Below are 17622 nucleotides of genomic sequence, written 5' to 3'. Positions count from 1 at the left end.
GTCCACGGGTCAGGCTCCTTGGGCATTGTTGGGGGCACCCCCGGGCGAAGCGTGGGACAGGGCCCGGGGCCGTAGGCGTCCGCGCAGACGCTGGTGCCAGACCGGGCGCTTGCGCGCTGGAACGTGATCGACTCCACCGCGTGACCAGGGGTTGCAGCGCAGGATGCGCCAGGCGGTCAGAGCCGTCCCCTTGACGGCGCCGTGCCGGTCGATGGCGCCATACCCGTAGTGGGAACACGACGGATAGTAACGACAGACCGGCCCGAGCAGCGGACTGATGGTCCACTGGTACAGCTTGATCAGCAGCAGCAGCGGGTACTTCATGGCCGTACCCCTCCCAGCAGCCGCTCCAGCGCGGCATCGAGCTCCCGGGCCAACTGGTCGTAAGGAGCACCATCCGCTCCGGGCAGGGCCCGTACAACCACCAGGCTACCGGCGGGCAGCGCGGACAACCGGTCCCGCATGAGGTGACGCAGCCGACGCTGCACCCGGTTACGCACGACCGCGTTGCCCACGGCCTTGCTCACGACGAAACCCGCACGCGGCGGAGAAGCGTCTTCTCCCACCGTGTGCGGGTCCGTTCCACCGCTCAGATGGACGACGAGGTGCGGGCGTCCGGCCCTGCGCCCTCGGCGCATCGCGGCCGCGAAGTCCTCGCGCCGCCTCAGCCGGTTCTCGGAGGGCAGCACCGCATGGACCTGGTCTGGCTGCTCAGGCCGACAGGCGCGCGCGGCCCTTGCTGCGGCGGTTGGCGATGATGGCGCGGCCGGCCCGCGTCCGCATCCGCAGCCGGAAGCCATGGGTCTTGGCCCGGCGCCGGTTGTTCGGCTGGAAAGTGCGCTTGCTCACTCGGAGGCTCCAGAAATCTTCGGTGTTCCGGCACAGGGTTGCCGAGACAGGGTGTGGACCGCCGACAGCCAGCACCGTGCGCCCACGAGGGACCTCGCTACGCCCAAGTCAGCCGCCATCGCCATCCAGCGGAGGGGCATGCCCTCGGCGGAGCGGCCATCGGAGGCAGGCGGCAGCAGCCGTCGACGACTCGACCTCGCAACGGTACGCGCGAGGGGACCCACAGGTCAAACCCGGACGGCGGAGCGTTGTACACACCCTGTGGACAATGACTTGTGATGCGTACGCCACGCTGACTACCGTTGCTGAACTCGGAATCCTTTCCCGACTGCCCCCACCGTCACACCCCCGGGCAGCCGCCAACGCCAGCACCACCCCTGCGAGTGAGAGAGCGTGCCTCGTGGCTGACCTTCCCACAGACCTTTCCGCGGTCTGGCCACGTGCGCTGACCTCGATGCTCTCGGACGGCCAGCGTCTGGAGTCCAAGGACCACCGCTGGCTCCAGGACTGCCAGCCGCTGGCGCTCGTCTCGGGGACGGCACTCCTCGGCGTTTCGAACGAGTATGCGAAAAGCGTGCTGGAGGGCAGGCTCGCCCCCCTCATCAGCGACGCGCTCAGCCGCGAGTGCGGCCAGCCCATCCGGCTGGCGATCACCGTCACCGCGCCGCCGCCCGAGACGCTGCCGCAGCCCCGCCGCCCCGCCGAGCCCGCGGCCCCGCCGCCGGCCGCCGAGCCGCACGACCCCTATGGCCGCGACGGCTACGGCGGGCACGAGCTGCCCACCGCGCGCGCGGCCTACCCCGACCACCCCGAGGCGCCCCGCCCGGGCGGCCCGCCGCCGCGGAGCTGGCAGCAGCCGGGCGCCGACTACTCGGGCTACGGCCGGCAGCCGGAGCCCTACGAGCATCGGTACGAGGAGCAGCGGTACGCGCCGGCCGCGCCCGCCGGGACGGGCGGCCCGCCCGCCGCCTCCCCGTCCGCGCCGGCGCCGGGTCCCGGCGAGCCGACGGCCCGCCTCAACCCGAAGTACCTCTTCGACACCTTCGTCATCGGCGCGTCCAACCGCTTCGCGCACGCCGCCGCCGTCGCGGTCGCCGAGGCCCCGGCCAAGGCGTACAACCCGCTGTTCATCTATGGCGAGTCCGGCCTGGGCAAGACGCACCTGCTGCACGCCATCGGTCACTACGCCCGCAGCCTCTATCCCGGCACGCGGGTGCGGTACGTGAGCTCCGAGGAGTTCACGAACGAGTTCATCAACTCCATCCGCGACGGCAAGGCGGACGCGTTCCGCAAGCGCTACCGCGACATGGACATCCTCCTGGTCGACGACATCCAGTTCCTGGCGAGCAAGGAGTCGACGCAGGAGGAGTTCTTCCACACGTTCAACACCCTGCACAACGCCAACAAGCAGATCGTGCTGTCCTCCGACCGGCCGCCCAAGCAGTTGATCACCCTGGAGGACCGGCTGCGCAACCGCTTCGAGTGGGGGCTGATCACCGATGTCCAGCCCCCCGAGCTGGAGACGCGCATCGCGATCCTGCGCAAGAAGGCCGTGCAGGAGCAGCTCAACGCCCCGCCCGAGGTGCTGGAGTTCATCGCCTCCCGGATCTCGCGCAACATCCGCGAGCTGGAGGGCGCCCTCATCCGCGTCACCGCGTTCGCCAGCCTCAACCGGCAGCCGGTGGACCTCGGCCTGACGGAGATCGTCCTCAAGGACCTCATCCCCGGCGGCGAGGAGACCGCCCCGGAGATCACCGCGGACGCCATCACCTCGGCCGTGGCGGACTACTTCGGGCTGACCGTGGACGACCTCGCCGGCTCCTCCCGCAGCCGCATCCTCGTCACCGCCCGCCAGATCGCCATGTATCTGTGCCGGGAGCTCACCGACCTGTCGCTGCCCAAGATCGGCCAGCACTTCGGCGGTCGGGACCACACGACCGTCATGCACGCCGACCGGAAGATCCGGGCGCTGATGGCCGAGCGGCGCTCCATCTACAACCAGGTCACCGAGCTCACCAACCGCATCAAGAACGGCTGACGGCCCCACGCGGGCCGGCGACCGCGTTCCGCCGATCCCACTGACCCCACCGACGTCCAGCGCCCCCGAGGACACCTCGGGGGCGCTGTTCGATTACCGGTGGGACACCGTCCGTTCTCCACAGCTCGGCGCGGTTTCGCCCGTCCACACCCTGTGGGAACGCCGAGTTGTCCAGAATCCCGTCCACAGCCCGGCCGTTGATGAGGGAAGATCCCAGGTGGGGTGCCTGTGGAAGTGTGGAAGAGCGTGATCCACAGACTGTGGACACGCGGCGGCCCCATCGCGGCCGATCGGCGTTGTCCACCGCCCGCCCACAGGCAAAGGGCAGTTGTGCACAGGCAATCCACAGAGTTGTCCACTGTTCGGCAACGCAACGCGCGGTCTCACCGGGACGAGTGAAACAGCTCACAGGAGAGGCCGCGGCGGCCTGTTGAGAACCCCACCGAATCTGGGGACGAAGCTGTTGAGAAGTCGGGGTGGGCTGGGGACGGCCTGTGCACAACTCGGCGGCGTCCACAGGACCCCCCTGTTCATCCACCGCCCCACCCACAGGCCCTGTGCACAAAAAACGGCCGCCGACCTGGGAAAACGAGGTTATCCACGGTTTCCACAGGCCCTACTACTACGACTACGGATATAAGCCGCGAGACTCGATTCGAAGTGGGGGCTGTGCACAACTGGCCCGCCGACGGTCTACCCACTCGACTTCGATTTGACTCACGCAAGCCCCTAGTGTCAGTGGCGTGCGTCAGACTGGTGGCCCGTAAGAAGCCATCAGGCGAGCAGCCAGCGACAGCAGGAGGCGGCTGAAGTGAAGATCCGGGTCGAACGCGATGTGCTCGCGGAGGCGGTGGCCTGGGCCGCCCGCAGCCTGCCTGCCAGACCGCCGGTGCCCGTTCTCGCGGGCCTGCTGCTGAAGGCCGAGGACGGGGCGCTCAGCCTCTCCGGCTTCGACTACGAGGTCTCGGCGCGGGTGTCGGTCGAGGTGGACGTCGAGGAGGGCGGCACGGTCCTGGTGTCCGGGCGGCTGCTCGCCGACATCTGCCGCGCCCTGCCGAACCGTCCCGTCGAGATCTCCTCCGACGGTGTGCGCGTGACCGTCGTCTGCGGCTCCTCGCGATTCACACTCCATACCCTGCCTGTGGAGGAGTACCCGGCGCTGCCCCAGATGCCGACCGCGACCGGCACGGTCTCGGCCGAGGTGTTCGCCGCCGCCGTCGCGCAGGTGGCCATCGCCGCGGGCCGCGACGACACCCTGCCGGTGCTCACGGGCGTGCGGATCGAGATCGAGGGCGACATGGTGACGCTCGCCTCCACGGACCGGTACCGGTTCGCGGTGCGGGAGTTCCTGTGGAAGCCCGAGACGGCCGACGTCTCCGCGGTTGCGCTCGTGCCCGCCAAGACGCTGCTGGACACGGCGAAGTCGCTCAGCGGCGGGGACACGGTGTCCCTGGCGCTCTCCGGGGCCGGCGCGGGCGAGGGCCTGATCGGCTTCGAGGGCGCGGGCCGCCGCACCACCACGCGGCTGCTGGAGGGCGACCTCCCGAAGTACCGGACGCTGTTCCCCACCGAGTTCAACTCGGTCGCGGTGATCGAGACCGCGCCGTTCGTCGAGGCGGTCAAGCGTGTGGCCCTCGTCGCCGAGCGGAACACCCCGGTCCGGCTGAGCTTCGAGCAGGGCGTGCTGATCCTGGAGGCGGGGTCGAGCGACGACGCACAGGCTGTGGAAAGGGTGGACGCCCAGCTCGAGGGCGACGACATCTCGATCGCGTTCAACCCGGGCTTCCTGCTGGAGGGCCTGAGCGCGATCGACTCCCCGGCGGCCCAGCTCTCCTTCACGACCTCGACGAAGCCCGCGCTGCTGAGCGGCAAGCCGGCGGTGGACGCCGAGGCGGACGAGGCGTACAAGTACCTGATCATGCCGGTGCGGCTGAGCGGCTGAGCCGCCGCGACGACGGCCGGTCCGGCGCGTGCCGCGGGAGCGTGAGGGGCGCCCCTCACAGGATCGCGGTATGCCGGTGCGGCTGACCGGTCGACCGGCTGAGCCGCCGGGCGGCTGAGGTGCCGCCATGCGGTCGGTGGTGTGGCGAGGGTCGGGCGTAGGCTCGGCTTCAGGTCATATCGCTACGAAGGAGTCCCAATGGAGCTCGGTCTCGTCGGTCTCGGCAGGATGGGCGGGAACATGCGCGAGCGCATCCGCCGGGCCGGCCACACCGTGGTGGGGTACGCCCCCGACACGGAAGCCGCCGATGTCCACAGCCTCAAGGACATGGTGGACGCGCTCGCCGCGCCCCGCGTCGTCTGGCTGATGGTGCCCGCCGGTGCCGCCACGCAGTCCGTGATCGACGAGCTGTCCGGGCTGCTGTCGCCCGGCGACATCATCGTCGACGGGGGGAACTCCCGCTGGACCGACGACGCCAAGCACGCCGAGCAGTTGGCGGCCAAGGGCATCGGCTTCGTGGACTGCGGGGTCTCCGGCGGCGTCTGGGGCCTGGAGAACGGCTACGCCCTGATGTACGGCGGTGACGCCGAGCACGTGGCGCGGGTCCAGCCGGTCTTCGACGCGCTGAAGCCGGAGGGCGAGGCGGGCGCGGTCCACGCGGGCAAGGTGGGCGCCGGGCACTTCGCGAAGATGGTCCACAACGGCATCGAGTACGCCATGATGCAGGCGTTCGCCGAGGGCTGGGAGCTGCTGGAGGCGGTCGACGTCGTCACCGACGTGCGGGAGGTGTTCCGTTCCTGGCAGGAGGGCACCGTGATCCGCTCCTGGCTGCTGGATCTGGCCGTGCGGGCGCTGGACGAGGACGAGCACCTGGACCAGCTCCGCGGCTACGCGGCGGACTCCGGCGAGGGGCGCTGGACGGTGGAGGCCGCGATCGACAACGCGGTGCCGCTGCCCGCGATCACCGCGTCGCTGTTCGCGCGGTTCGCCTCGCGGCAGGACGACTCCCCGCAGATGAAGATGATCGCCGCCCTGCGCAACCAGTTCGGCGGGCACGCGGTCGAGAACGCCAAGTAGGCGCGGACCGGGGGAGGTTGGGCCGAGTTGCACGTCACGCATCTGTCGCTGGCCGACTTCCGGTCCTATGCCCGGGCCGAGGTGGAGCTCGGCCCGGGCGTCTGGTCGTTCGTCGGTCCGAACGGCCAGGGCAAGACGAACCTGGTCGAGGCGGTCGGCTATCTGGCGACGCTGGGCAGCCACCGGGTGTCCTCCGACGCGCCGCTGGTGCGGATGGGCGCGGACCGTGCGGTGATCAGGGCCGCGGTCGTCGAGGGCGAACGGCGGCAGTTGGTCGAGCTGGAGCTGAACCCGGGCAGGGCGAACCGGGCGCGGCTCAATCGGTCGTCCCAGGTGCGCCCCCGGGATCTGCTGGGCGTGGTGCGGACGGTGCTGTTCGCGCCGGAGGACCTGCACCTGGTGAAGGGCGACCCGGGGGAGCGCCGGCGGTTCCTGGATGAGCTGGTCACGGCGCGCGCCCCGCGGCTGGCGGGGGTGCGCGCGGATTACGAGCGAGTGCTCAAGCAGCGCAACTCCCTGTTGAAATCGGCCGCGATGGCCCGTCGGCACGGCGGCCGGGGCGTCGATCTGTCCACGCTGGACGTATGGGATCAGCATCTGGCGCGGTCCGGCGCGGAGTTGCTGGCGCAGCGGCTGCTGCTGGTGGACGCGCTGCGGCCGTTGGCGGACAAGGCGTATGAGGCGGTGGCGCCCGGCGGCGGCCCGGTGGGGCTTGAGTACCGGGGGGCGGCGGCCGAGGTGGCCTCGCGCGAGGAGCTGTACGAGCTGCTGCTGGGCGCGTTGAACGAGGTCAGGCCGCAGGAGATCGAGCGCGGGGTGACGCTGGTCGGCCCGCACCGGGACGATCTTGTGCTGCGGCTGGGGCAGTTGCCCGCGAAGGGGTACGCGAGCCACGGGGAGTCGTGGTCGCTGGCGCTGGCGCTGCGGCTGGCCTCCTACGACTTGCTGAAGGAAGAGGGTCCGGAGCCGGTGCTGGTGCTGGACGACGTGTTCGCGGAGCTGGACGCCCGGCGGCGGGAGCGGCTGGCGGAGCTGGTGGCCCCGGGTGAGCAGGTGCTGGTGACGGCGGCGGTGCCGCAGGACGTGCCGGACGTGCTGTCGGGCGCGCGGTTCGCCGTGACGGAGGGACGGGTCGAGCGTGAGTGAGGAGAACGCGGCGGCCGAAGTGCCGGAGCCGTCGGGCGTTGATCTGGCGCGGGTGGCGCTGCGGGCGGCCAAGGAGCAGGCGCGGGCGCGCGGCGCGATGGCGCAGCAGCGCCGGCAGGCGCGGCGCGGGGGCCTGCGGTCGGGGGCGCGGCCCGGTGGCCGTGATCCGCTGCCGCTCGGGGCGGCGGTGGAGCGGCTGACCGTGGAGCGGGGCTGGGAGATGCCGCTCGCGGTGGGTGGTGTGCTGGGCCGCTGGCCGGAGTTGGTGGGGCCGGAGGTGGCGCAGCACTGCGCGCCGGAGGGGTACGACGAGGACGCGCGGGTGCTGACCGTGCGCTGTGACTCCACGGCGTGGGCCACGCAGTTGCGCCTGCTGGCCCCGCAGTTGCTGCGGCGGCTGAACGCGGATCTGGGGCAGGGCACGGTCAAGTCGCTCAAGGTGCAGGGTCCGGCGGCGCCCGGGCGCGGCGGGGGACGGCTGCGCGCGCCGGGGAGCCGGGGGCCCGGCGATACGTACGGGTAGCCGGTCGCGGGCCGTGGGACGGGCGGTGCGGGAGTGATGCCGGTCACGTGTGCAGAGGTTGACAGACGGAAGCGCTGAGCGCCGTTGTGAGCGGATCAGGGGCCCGGGCCGCATATGGGGAGTCACCGGATGGCAGTTCAGGGCGGCACATGCGGACTCAGGGCCCGGGAAACCGTCCTCACGGTTGGCGCTACCGGTAGACTGGACTGACCCGCCCCGTTGCGGACCATGTCGAACGACACAGCCGCTCCCTTTGCCGGAGTTGGCTCGTGCTGTGCCAGAAAGGGCGCTTCGTGGCCGATTCCGGCGATGCCAACAAGAACATTCCCACCCCTGCCGCGCCCGCGGAGGGGCTTCCCTCGTACGACGCCAGTGCGATCACGGTGCTGGAGGGGCTGGACGCGGTCCGAAAGCGGCCGGGCATGTACATCGGGTCGACCGGTGAGCGTGGTCTGCATCACCTGGTCTACGAGGTCGTGGACAACTCGGTGGACGAGGCCCTGGCCGGCCACGCCGACCTGATCAACGTGACGCTGCTGGCCGACGGCGGGGTCCGGGTCGTGGACAACGGGCGCGGTATCCCGGTGGACATGGTGCCCTCCGAGGGCAAGCCGGCCGTCGAGGTCGTGCTGACCGTGCTGCACGCGGGCGGCAAGTTCGGCGGCGGCGGTTACGCGGTGTCCGGCGGTCTGCACGGCGTGGGCGTCTCCGTGGTGAACGCGCTGTCGCGGAAGGTCGCCGTGGAGGTGCGCCGGGACGGGTACCGGTGGACGCAGGACTACACGCTGGGCGTGCCGAACGCGCCGCTCGCGCGGAACGAGGCCACCGGCGAGACGGGGACCACGGTCACGTTCTGGGCGGACGGCGAGATCTTCGAGACGACGGACTACTCGTTCGAGACGCTGTCGCGCCGTTTCCAGGAGATGGCGTTCCTGAACAAGGGGCTGACGATCTCGCTGACCGACGAGCGGGAGTCGGCGAAGCAGACGTCGGGGGCGGACACGGCCGCGCCCGAGGCCGACGACCAGCCGCGCTCGGTGACGTACCACTACGAGGGCGGCATTTCGGACTTTGTGCGCCATCTCAACTCCCGCAAGGGCGAGCTGGTGCACCCCTCGGTGATCGAGATCGACGCCGAGGACACCGAGCGCAAGATCTCCGTCGAGATCGCGATGCAGTGGAACAACCAGTACAGCGAGGGTGTCTACAGCTTCGCGAACACGATCCACACCCACGAGGGCGGCACGCACGAGGAGGGCTTCCGCGCGGCGATGACGCAGCTCGTCAACAAGTACGCCCGTGAGAAGAAGCTGCTGCGCGAGAAGGACGACAACCTCACGGGTGAGGACATCCGCGAGGGTCTGACCGCGATCATCTCCGTCAAGCTGGGCGAGCCGCAGTTCGAGGGCCAGACGAAGACGAAGCTGGGCAACACCGAGGCCAAGACGTTCGTCCAGAAGATCGTTTACGAGCACCTGTCGGACTGGCTCGACCGGAACCCGACCGAGGCCGCCGACATCATCCGCAAGGGCATCCAGGCGGCCACGGCTCGCGTCGCGGCCCGCAAGGCGCGCGACCTGACCCGCCGCAAGGGCCTGCTGGAGACCGCGTCGCTGCCGGGCAAGCTCAGCGACTGCCAGTCCAACGACGCGGCCCAGTGCGAGATCTTCATCGTGGAGGGCGACTCCGCGGGCGGCAGCGCCAAGTCCGGCCGCGATCCGCAGTACCAGGCGATCCTGCCCATCCGCGGCAAGATCCTCAACGTCGAGAAGGCCCGTATCGACAAGGTCCTTCAGAACACCGAGGTCCAGGCGCTGATCTCGGCGTTCGGCACGGGCATCCACGAGGACTTCGACATTTCCAAGCTCCGCTACCACAAGATCATCTTGATGGCCGACGCCGATGTCGACGGTCAGCACATCAACACCCTGCTGCTGACGCTGCTCTTCCGCTTCATGCGCCCGCTCGTCGAGGCGGGCCACGTGTTCCTCTCCCAGCCCCCGCTCTACAAGATCAAGTGGGGCCGCGACGAGTTCGAGTACGCGTACTCGGACCGCGAGCGGAACAGCCTGATCCAGCTCGGCCGCGAGCGCGGCAAGCGGATCAGGGAGGACTCGATCCAGCGCTTCAAGGGCCTGGGCGAGATGAACGCCGAGGAGCTGCGGGTGACGACGATGGACCGCGCGCACCGCGTGCTGCGCCAGGTCACGCTGGACGACGCCGCCGCGGCCGACGACCTCTTCTCCATCCTGATGGGCGAGGACGTCGAGGCACGGCGATCGTTCATCCAGCGCAACGCCAAGGACGTCCGGTTCCTGGACATCTGACGGGCCGGTCCCACCCGGTCACCCCCACCAGCGGCTCGAAAGGAATCGGACCAACGTCATGGCCGACGACAACTCCACTCCCCCCTCCGGCGAGGACTCCCTGCTGAACTCGTCCGGCGCCCTGCGCATCGAGCCGGTCACGCTCGAGACGGAGATGCAGCGCTCGTATCTCGACTACGCGATGAGCGTGATCGTCTCCCGCGCGCTGCCGGACGTGCGCGACGGCCTCAAGCCGGTGCACCGCCGCGTGCTGTACGCGATGTACGACGGCGGCTACCGCCCCGAGCGCGGCTACTACAAGTGCGCCCGCGTTGTCGGCGACGTCATGGGCACGTACCACCCGCACGGCGACACGTCGATCTACGACGCGCTGGTGCGGCTCGCCCAGCCCTGGACGATGCGCATGCCGCTGGTGGACTCCAACGGCAACTTCGGCTCCCCCGGCAACGACCCGGCCGCCGCCATGCGGTACACCGAATGCCGGATGGCGCCGCTGGCCATGGAGATGCTCCGGGACATCGACGAGGAGACCGTCGACTTCCAGGACAACTACGACGGGCGGAACCAGGAGCCGACCGTCCTGCCCTCCCGCTTCCCGAACCTGCTGATCAACGGCTCGGCCGGCATCGCCGTCGGCATGGCCACCAACATCCCCCCGCACAACCTGCGCGAGGTGGCGTCCGGCGCCCAGTGGTACCTGGAGCACCCCGAGGCCACCCCCGAGGAGCTGTTGGAGGCGCTGATCGAGCGGATCAAGGGCCCCGACTTCCCCACCGGCGCGCTGATCGTCGGCCGCCGCGGCATCGAGGAGGCGTACCGCACCGGCCGCGGCTCGATCACGATGCGCGCGGTCGTCGAGGTGGAGGAGATCCAGGGCCGTCAGTGCCTCGTGGTCACCGAGCTGCCCTACCAGGTCAACCCGGACAACCTGGCGCAGAAGATCGCCGAGCTGGTCAAGGACGGCCGGGTCAGCGGCATCGCCGACGTCCGGGACGAGACGTCCTCGCGCACCGGGCAGCGCCTGGTCATCGTGCTCAAGCGGGACGCCGTCGCCAAGGTCGTCCTGAACAACCTGTACAAGCACACCGACCTCCAGACGAACTTCGGCGCCAACATGCTCGCGCTCGTCGACGGCGTGCCGCGCACCCTGTCGCTGGACGCGTTCATCCGGAACTGGGTCGCCCACCAGATCGACGTCATCGTCCGCCGCACCCGCTACCGGCTGCGGAAGGCCGAGGAGCGCGCCCACATCCTGCGCGGCCTGCTCGCCGCCCTGGACGCCATCGACGAGGTCATCGCGCTCATCCGGCGCAGCGCCACGGTGGACGTCGCGCGGGACGGGCTGATGGGCCTGCTGTCGATCGACGAGATCCAGGCCAACGCGATCCTGGAGATGCAGCTCCGCCGGCTGGCCGCCCTGGAGCGGCAGAAGATCACCGCCGAGCACGACGAGCTCCAGGCGAAGATCGAGGAGTACAACGCGATCCTCGCCTCGCCCGAGCGGCAGCGCGCCATCATCGGCGAGGAGCTGACGGCGATCGTCGAGAAGTTCGCCGACGACCGCCGCACCGCGCTGATCCCCTTCGAGGGCGACATGTCCATCGAGGACCTGATCGCCGAGGAGGACATCGTCGTCACGATCACGCGTGGCGGCTACGTCAAGCGGACCAAGACCGACGACTACCGCGCCCAGAAGCGCGGCGGCAAGGGCGTGCGCGGCACGAAGCTGAAGGAAGACGACATCGTCGACCACTTCTTCGTCTCCACCACGCACCACTGGCTGCTGTTCTTCACCAACAAGGGCCGGGTCTACCGGGCCAAGGCGTACGAGCTGCCGGACGCCGGCCGGGACGCCCGCGGCCAGCACGTGGCCAACCTGCTGGCCTTCCAGCCCGATGAGCGGATCGCCGAGATCCTGGCCATCCGCGACTACGAGGCGGCGCCCTACCTGGTGCTGGCGACGAAGTCCGGGCTGGTGAAGAAGACCGCGCTGAAGGATTACGACTCGCCCCGCTCCGGCGGCGTCATCGCGATCAATCTCCGTCAGATGGAAGACGGCCGCGACGACGAGCTGATCGGTGCCGAGCTGGTCTCGGCCGCCGACGATCTGCTGCTGATCAGCAAGAAGGCGCAGTCGATCCGGTTCACGGCGACCGATGACGCGCTGCGGCCGATGGGCCGGGCCACCTCGGGCGTGAAGGGCATGAGCTTCCGCGAGGGCGACGAGTTGCTGTCGATGAACGTGGTGCGCGCCGGGACGTTTGTGTTTACCGCCACGGACGGCGGGTACGCCAAGCGGACGCCGGTCGACGAGTACCGGGTCCAGGGCCGTGGCGGCCTGGGCATCAAGGCGGCCAAGATCGTGGAGGACCGCGGTTCCCTGGTGGGCGCTCTCGTGGTCGAGGACACTGATGAGATCCTGGCCATCACCCTGGGCGGTGGAGTGATCCGCACGCGGGTCAACGAGGTGCGGGAGACTGGCCGTGACACCATGGGCGTCCAGTTGATCAACCTGGGGAAGCGGGATGCCGTCGTCGGCATCGCCCGCAACGCCGAGGCCGGCCGCGAGGCCGAGGAAGTCGAGGCCGAGTCGCCCGAAGAGGCGCCGGCTCCGGGCATTGAGGAGTAACGCGTGAGCGGATCCAGGGGCGCCCCGGGGGGCGGCACGGGGAACGACGGGCAGACGCCGGATCGTTCACCTGCGGGCCCGCCGACCGGCGGCGCCCCGGGCACCGGTCCCGGGGGCAGCGGCCCCCAGGGGCGAACCCCGGAAGAGACGACTCGTGGGGGTACCACGATGACCAGTGCCAGACCCGCGCAGGGCGAGGGCTACCCGGCGCAGGACGCACAGCACTACCACCCCCCGCAGGCCTACCCGGCCCCGCCCGGGGCCGCGCCCACGGTGGGCCAGCAGTCCCCGCAGGGCGGCGGCAAGCAGGCCCGGCAGGCCGTGCGCCGCCCGCGTACCGGGGCGCGCACCATCCCGCGCACCCGCAAGGCCCGGCTGCGCGTCGCCAAGGCCGATCCCTGGTCGGTGATGAAGGTCAGCTTCCTGCTGTCCATCGCGCTGGGGATCTGCACGATCATCGCGGTCGCCGTCCTGTGGATGGTGATGGACGCGATGGGTGTCTTCTCCACGATCGGCGAGACGATCACCGAGGCCACGGAGACGGACACCGACAGCGGCTTCGACCTGGAGGCGTTCCTGTCGCTCCCCCGGGTCATGATCTTCACCTCCGTCATCGCGCTGATCGACGTCGTCCTGGCGACGGCGCTGGCGACCCTCGGGGCCTTCATGTACAACCTGTCGGCCGGTTTCGTCGGCGGCATCGAGGTGACGCTGGCGGAGGACGAATAGCGATTTGGGAGCCGGGGTGCACATGCGCTAGCCTTTCCGTGCACGCGGGGCTATAGCTCAGATGGTTAGAGCGCATCCCTGATAAGGATGAGGCCACAGGTTCAAGTCCTGTTAGCCCCACGGTGGGCTCGGTCCGGCCGGAGAGTTTTCCGGCCGGACCGAGCCCTTTGTGCAGGGGGCCGGTTGGGTATCATCGGGCGCCAGATGGTCCGATCACGTTGAAGAAGGACGAGGTAGCGCGGTGAAGAAGCTCCTCCTGGTCGCCCTGGCGGCTATCGGCGGCCTCCTCGTGTACCGCCAGATTCAGGCGGACAAGGCCGAGCAGGACCTGTGGACGGAGGAGACCGACTCCGTGCCGTCCGGCTCCACGGGCGCCTGATTCGAAGACCGGTTCGATACTCGACTTACCCCTCTCGGGCCCCCGACCGCGCGCGGCGGACGGGGGCCCGAGAGACGTTTTTCTGTGCGTTTGCGAACGAACCGGTGGGGGTCAGCCCTGGTGGTTCTCGTAGTGCTCGACGGCCTCCCGGGTGCGGGCGACGCCGTACACCCGGAGGAACTCGGCCAGCTCCGGGTGGCTGTCCGACAGCAGCCGCGCGGCGCTCTGGATCTCGGTCGCGTCGGAGACAGAGCGCAACAGGGCCTGGATCTCGCGAACGACGCGCTTGGTCGGGTTGGCCGGCACCCCGATCGAGGCGGAACGAGTCGCGGTGGAGCTGGAGCTGAGCACGTTCCCCCCGGACGTGCGCCGGATCTCGTCCATGGCGGCGGTCGCCTCGGCGGCGCTCACCCGCCCGCCGCGGACCTCTCCGGCCAGATCCTGCAGCGCGCGCACCCGCTGGACGACGGCGGGGTTGCCGATCTTCGCGCGCTGGCCGCTCATGAGCTGTGACAGCATGGGCGCCGACAGACCCAGGACGACGGCGAGCCGTGCCTGGTTGAGCCCGAGATCGGCGATGAGCCGCCGGAAGAGCGACCCCAACGGCTCCCCATACCAGGTCGTCTGCTGTTCTCTGGCCTTTTCGGTGGACTCCTGCTGTGCTGCGTCCATCGTGTCTCCCCTGTTCTCCCCTGAATCGCTTCACGTGAGCGAAGTTGCGCGTCATCCTACGGAGGGACCCATACCCGGGGCGATACCCGGTCGGTATCCGGCCCGAAGATTGGGTACCCTTGGGCCTGGCCCGTTCCCGGGCCGCGGGGCCTTAGCTCAGTTGGTAGAGCGCCGTCTTTGCATGGCGGATGTCAGGAGTTCGACTCTCCTAGGCTCCACTTCCTGTACGGTCGCGCGTCGCGTCGGCCGTGAAACGCGAGCAATCCCCCTTTTCCACCTGTCCATTGTGGTCATTGTGTAGAAGCGGTGGCAGCCCGTTCGGGCGCGCTGGTACTACGGGTGCCGTGGAGATCGGTGACACGGTCGGCGGCCGTTATGTGCTCCAGGTGCGGTTCGACGAGGGTGGGCAGGGCGAGGTCTGGCGGGCCGTGGACAGGCGTCTTTCACGCACTGTCGTGCTCAAGCGCGCTCTGCTGGACGGCGAACGCGGCCGCCGGCAGGCCCGGCGCGAGGCCCGGATTCTGGCCGATATGCAGCACCCGAATGTCGTGATCCTGTATGACGTCGAGGAGGATCCCGGCGGGAACGGCGCGGCGCCCGGCAAGGGCACCGACAGTTGGCTGGTGATGGAGTACGTGGAGTCGCGCAGCCTGGCCACCGTGCTTCGGGGCGCCCCCGGCAACCGCGTCCCGGAGACCGACGGCGTGCCCGCCTGGCGGCGCGCGGCGCACCTCGGCGCGCAGATCGCCGAGGCGCTCCAGGCGGTGCACGCCAAGGACGTGGTGCACCGCGACGTGAAGCCCGGCAACATCCTGGTCACCTCCGACTGGACCGCCAAGCTGGGCGACTTCGGCGCCTCCGTCGTCGGCGACGCCGACGACACCATCGGGCGCAGCGGCCGGTACCTCTTCACGCCCGCCTACGCCGCGCCCGAGGTGCACCGCGGCGGCCGGCCCACCGCGGCGGCCGACGTCTTCTCGCTGGGCGCCGCGCTGTTCGCCGCGGTCGAGGGGCACTCGGTGTACGGCTCGGCCGACGACGTCAGCGGTGTGCTGGACATCCGCGCGCGGGCCGGCGAGCTGCTGGAGCCGGAACGGGCCGGGCCGCTGACGCCCGTCCTGGAACGGCTGTTGACGCCCCTTCCGGAGGGGCGGCCCGACGCGGCCGGGGCCCGTCGGCTGCTGGAGGACGTACTGGTGAACCGGCCGGCCGCCGACCCGCCCCCGCCGCCGTCCGCCCCTTCGAGCGCACCGCCCCGCCGGCGCGCACCGCGCGCCCTCCGCCTCGCCCTGGCCGCCGTCGCCGCGGCCGCCGTGACCGGGGGCCTGGCCTGGCTCGGCGCGGCCCTCCTGGACGACGAGCCGCCCCGGGACGACGGCGTCGGCGACCCGCGCTCCGCCGACCCCTGCGCCCTGGTCTCGCCCAAGGCCCTGGCGGACTTCGGGAACGCCCGGCTCGACTGGGACTACGGCAACTTCGACCGTTGCGACGTGGTCGTCACCACCGACGGCTCCGAGGTCGACGTGAAGGTGGACCTCAGCAACCCGCCGCTGCCCGAGACACGGACCGGCGTGACGCGGGACGGCACCGTCGGCGTCGTGCGGGAGGCCGAGGAGGACGGCGAGTGCACCCGGATCCTCCTGCTGCCGGACGACAACTGGATCACCGTCTCGGCCCAGCACTGGGACGACGGCTCCCCCGACCTGTGCGCCATGGCCGACGCCGCCACCGACCACGCCGTCGGCGTGCTCAACGACCCGGGCACGATTCCGCGCCGCCCGGCCCCGTTCCCGGCCGGCTCGCTGGCCCGGTACAACGCCTGCGCGCTGCCCGGCGCGGAAGCGCTCGCCGCCGCCCTGCCCGGGGTGGACGCCGGCGCGCCGGAGACCGGGTTCGGCGACTGGAGCTGCATGTGGCACAGCACCACCGACGACGGCTGGGCCGACCTGCGCTTCGACCGCGCCGAACCGGTGACCCCGGAGGCCGGCGACCCCACCCAGCTCGCCGGCCACCGCGCCGCCGTGTTGCCCGAGGCCGAGGGCGAGGGGACCTGCCGGATGAAGCTGGAGTACCGCACCTACACGGACGCGGACGGCCAGCACGCCGTGGAGTCGCTGCTGCTTGTCGTGGGCGGCGCGGACGACGCGGCGGGCGCCTGCGCGAGCGCCACCGCGCTCATGGAGGCGGCTGTGCGCGCCCTCCCGCCGCTGTAGCCGCCGCCGGACGGGACTTGCGGGCACCGGGCGGGGACCGGTCCCGGCGGAGCCGCGAGACCATGGCCCGGACGCCCAAAAGCACGGGGAAGGGATGGCTGAGAGAGGTGGGTACCTTCATGACAGCACCACCGTCGGACCGCGCCAGCCTGGCATTCGGCGTGCCGCCCGCGCCGGCCGGGACCATCCATGTGCGCGCCATCGGCAGCGACTTCACCCTCCGGCCGCGCGAGGGCCGGGAGATCCTGTTCGGACGCAACCGCAAAGAGGTGCACGTCTGCATCGGCGAGGACGACGGGCGGGTGAGCCGCCTCCAGGGCGTCCTGACGCACCGCCGCGACCAGTGGTGGGTGACGAACACCGGCCGGCTCCCGCTCCGGCTGCCCGGCTCGATGCTGCTGTTCAACGAGGAGGAGCCCGTTCCCCTCGGCGAGGGGTACACGCCGCTCTTCGTGCGCGGCTCCAGCAGCCGGGAGCACCTGCTGGAGCTGTTTGTGACGGGCCCGGACGGGGGCAGGCCGCCGACCCGTTCCGACGACCCCACGCGCCCGCCGAAGCGCTGGCCGCTGAAGCCGGAGGAACGGCTCGCGCTGATCGTGCTGGGCCAGCGCTACCTGCTGCACGAGGCGTGCCCGCAGCCGCTGGCGTGGAAGCAGGCGGCCCTTCAGCTCCAGGCGCTGCAACCGGACGCCGGCTGGGGGGAGCGGCGCCTGCAGAACGTGGTGGCCGGGGTGCGTGAACGGCTCTCCCGCGGGGGCGTGTTCGGGGTGGTCGAGGGCGATCTGCCGCAGCCCATCGGCAACGCGCTCAACGACAACCTCCTCACCGAGCTGCTCCTGTCCACCACGCTGGTGCCGACCGATCTCGCGGTCCTCGACGGGGCGTTCGGCCGCTAGGGCCTGTATCGAGTTCCCGCCCGGGCCCGCGACGCCAGTCACGGCACCTCGCCGCTCCCCCAGACTCCGTCTGGGAGGTGCCCCCAGCCGAATCGCGCGAATACGGCCGGGTATGAGCTGCGATCCGGTGCCTTGCTGGGGGTACCTCCCAGGCCCCCAAGGGCCTGGGGGGGCACCGCGTCTGACGCCGCGGGCTGATCCG

At 70.7% G+C, this 17622-nt stretch carries 15 protein-coding genes and 2 tRNA genes; 13 read left to right on the top strand and 4 right to left on the bottom strand.

Translation table 11 applies throughout. The features are described from left to right. Positions 1-9: 9 nt before the first annotated feature. Genes yidD through rpmH form a run of 3 tightly spaced genes read right to left on the bottom strand, consistent with a single transcriptional unit; the run spans position 10 to position 849 of the window. The gene (gene yidD, locus RM590_RS05810; protein ID WP_311703272.1) at positions 10-324 is read right to left on the bottom strand and encodes a membrane protein insertion efficiency factor YidD; all 315 of its coding nucleotides are present in this window, start codon (positions 322-324) and stop codon (positions 10-12) included. Continuing rightward, positions 321-689 (bottom strand): ribonuclease P protein component, encoded by a 369-nt coding sequence (rnpA, locus tag RM590_RS05805; protein ID WP_311703271.1) that lies wholly within the window; start codon positions 687-689, stop codon positions 321-323. The genes yidD and rnpA overlap by 4 nt, the downstream gene beginning before the upstream one ends. A 22-nt stretch (positions 690-711) precedes the next feature. Beyond that, complete coding sequence (gene rpmH / locus RM590_RS05800; RefSeq protein ID WP_016472057.1) at positions 712-849, bottom strand: 50S ribosomal protein L34; 138 nt, start codon at positions 847-849, stop codon at positions 712-714. A 454-nt stretch (positions 850-1303) separates the two neighbouring features. Here rpmH and dnaA point away from each other — a divergent pair, with 454 nt between their 5' ends. From dnaA to RM590_RS05750, 10 genes are all read left to right on the top strand, one after another. Further along, a complete protein-coding gene (gene dnaA / locus RM590_RS05795) occupies positions 1304-2887 on the top strand; it encodes a chromosomal replication initiator protein DnaA (protein ID WP_394813791.1) in 1584 nt (527 codons plus the stop codon). 811 nt (positions 2888-3698) lie between these two features. Continuing rightward, on the top strand, positions 3699-4829 hold the full coding sequence (dnaN, locus tag RM590_RS05790; protein WP_311703269.1) for a DNA polymerase III subunit beta: 1131 nt from the start codon (positions 3699-3701) through the stop codon (positions 4827-4829). Between the two features lie 198 nt (positions 4830-5027). Next, complete coding sequence (gene gnd, locus RM590_RS05785; protein WP_311703268.1) at positions 5028-5906, top strand: phosphogluconate dehydrogenase (NAD(+)-dependent, decarboxylating); 879 nt, start codon at positions 5028-5030, stop codon at positions 5904-5906. A gap of 27 nt (positions 5907-5933) precedes the next feature. Continuing rightward, positions 5934-7052 carry a DNA replication/repair protein RecF gene (gene recF / locus RM590_RS05780; protein WP_311703267.1) on the top strand — a complete coding sequence of 373 codons (1119 nt, stop codon included), beginning with the start codon at positions 5934-5936 and terminating at the stop codon, positions 7050-7052. Next, positions 7045-7575 carry a DUF721 domain-containing protein gene (locus tag RM590_RS05775; protein WP_311703266.1) on the top strand — a complete coding sequence of 177 codons (531 nt, stop codon included), beginning with the start codon at positions 7045-7047 and terminating at the stop codon, positions 7573-7575. The genes recF and RM590_RS05775 overlap by 8 nt, the downstream gene beginning before the upstream one ends. Before the next feature lie 269 nt (positions 7576-7844). Further along, positions 7845-9902, top strand: a complete 2058-nt coding sequence (gene gyrB, locus RM590_RS05770) for a DNA topoisomerase (ATP-hydrolyzing) subunit B (protein ID WP_311703265.1) — start codon at positions 7845-7847, stop codon at positions 9900-9902. A gap of 58 nt (positions 9903-9960) precedes the next feature. Beyond that, positions 9961-12531 (top strand): DNA gyrase subunit A, encoded by a 2571-nt coding sequence (gene gyrA / locus RM590_RS05765; RefSeq protein ID WP_311703264.1) that lies wholly within the window; start codon positions 9961-9963, stop codon positions 12529-12531. Positions 12532-12534: 3 nt separating this feature from the next. After that, positions 12535-13260, top strand: coding sequence for a DUF3566 domain-containing protein (locus tag RM590_RS05760; RefSeq protein WP_311703263.1), 726 nt, complete (start codon positions 12535-12537; stop codon positions 13258-13260). 46 nt (positions 13261-13306) lie between these two features. After that, positions 13307-13380: transfer RNA gene (locus RM590_RS05755), tRNA-Ile, on the top strand. Between the two features lie 121 nt (positions 13381-13501). Next, positions 13502-13639, top strand: a complete 138-nt coding sequence (locus RM590_RS05750; protein WP_311703262.1) for a DLW-39 family protein — start codon at positions 13502-13504, stop codon at positions 13637-13639. 111 nt (positions 13640-13750) lie between these two features. Here the strand turns inward: RM590_RS05750 and RM590_RS05745 are convergent, their stop codons facing one another. Next, the gene (locus RM590_RS05745) at positions 13751-14311 is read right to left on the bottom strand and encodes a helix-turn-helix domain-containing protein (RefSeq protein ID WP_311703261.1); all 561 of its coding nucleotides are present in this window, start codon (positions 14309-14311) and stop codon (positions 13751-13753) included. A gap of 145 nt (positions 14312-14456) precedes the next feature. Here RM590_RS05745 and RM590_RS05740 point away from each other — a divergent pair. From RM590_RS05740 to RM590_RS05730, 3 genes are all read left to right on the top strand, one after another. Then, positions 14457-14529 (top strand) — tRNA-Ala (locus tag RM590_RS05740). Positions 14530-14655: 126 nt separating this feature from the next. Then, entirely contained in the window at positions 14656-16524 is a 1869-nt protein-coding gene (locus RM590_RS05735; RefSeq protein ID WP_311703260.1) for a serine/threonine-protein kinase, read from the top strand. Between the two features lie 119 nt (positions 16525-16643). Continuing rightward, complete coding sequence (locus RM590_RS05730; RefSeq protein WP_311703259.1) at positions 16644-17420, top strand: FHA domain-containing protein; 777 nt, start codon at positions 16644-16646, stop codon at positions 17418-17420. Positions 17421-17622 lie beyond the last annotated feature (202 nt).

Origin of the sequence: Streptomyces litchfieldiae, from assembly GCF_031845365.1 — a bacterium.
Lineage (GTDB): Bacteria > Actinomycetota > Actinomycetes > Streptomycetales > Streptomycetaceae > Streptomyces > Streptomyces litchfieldiae.
This window is presented reverse-complemented; position numbering and strand designations above follow the sequence as displayed.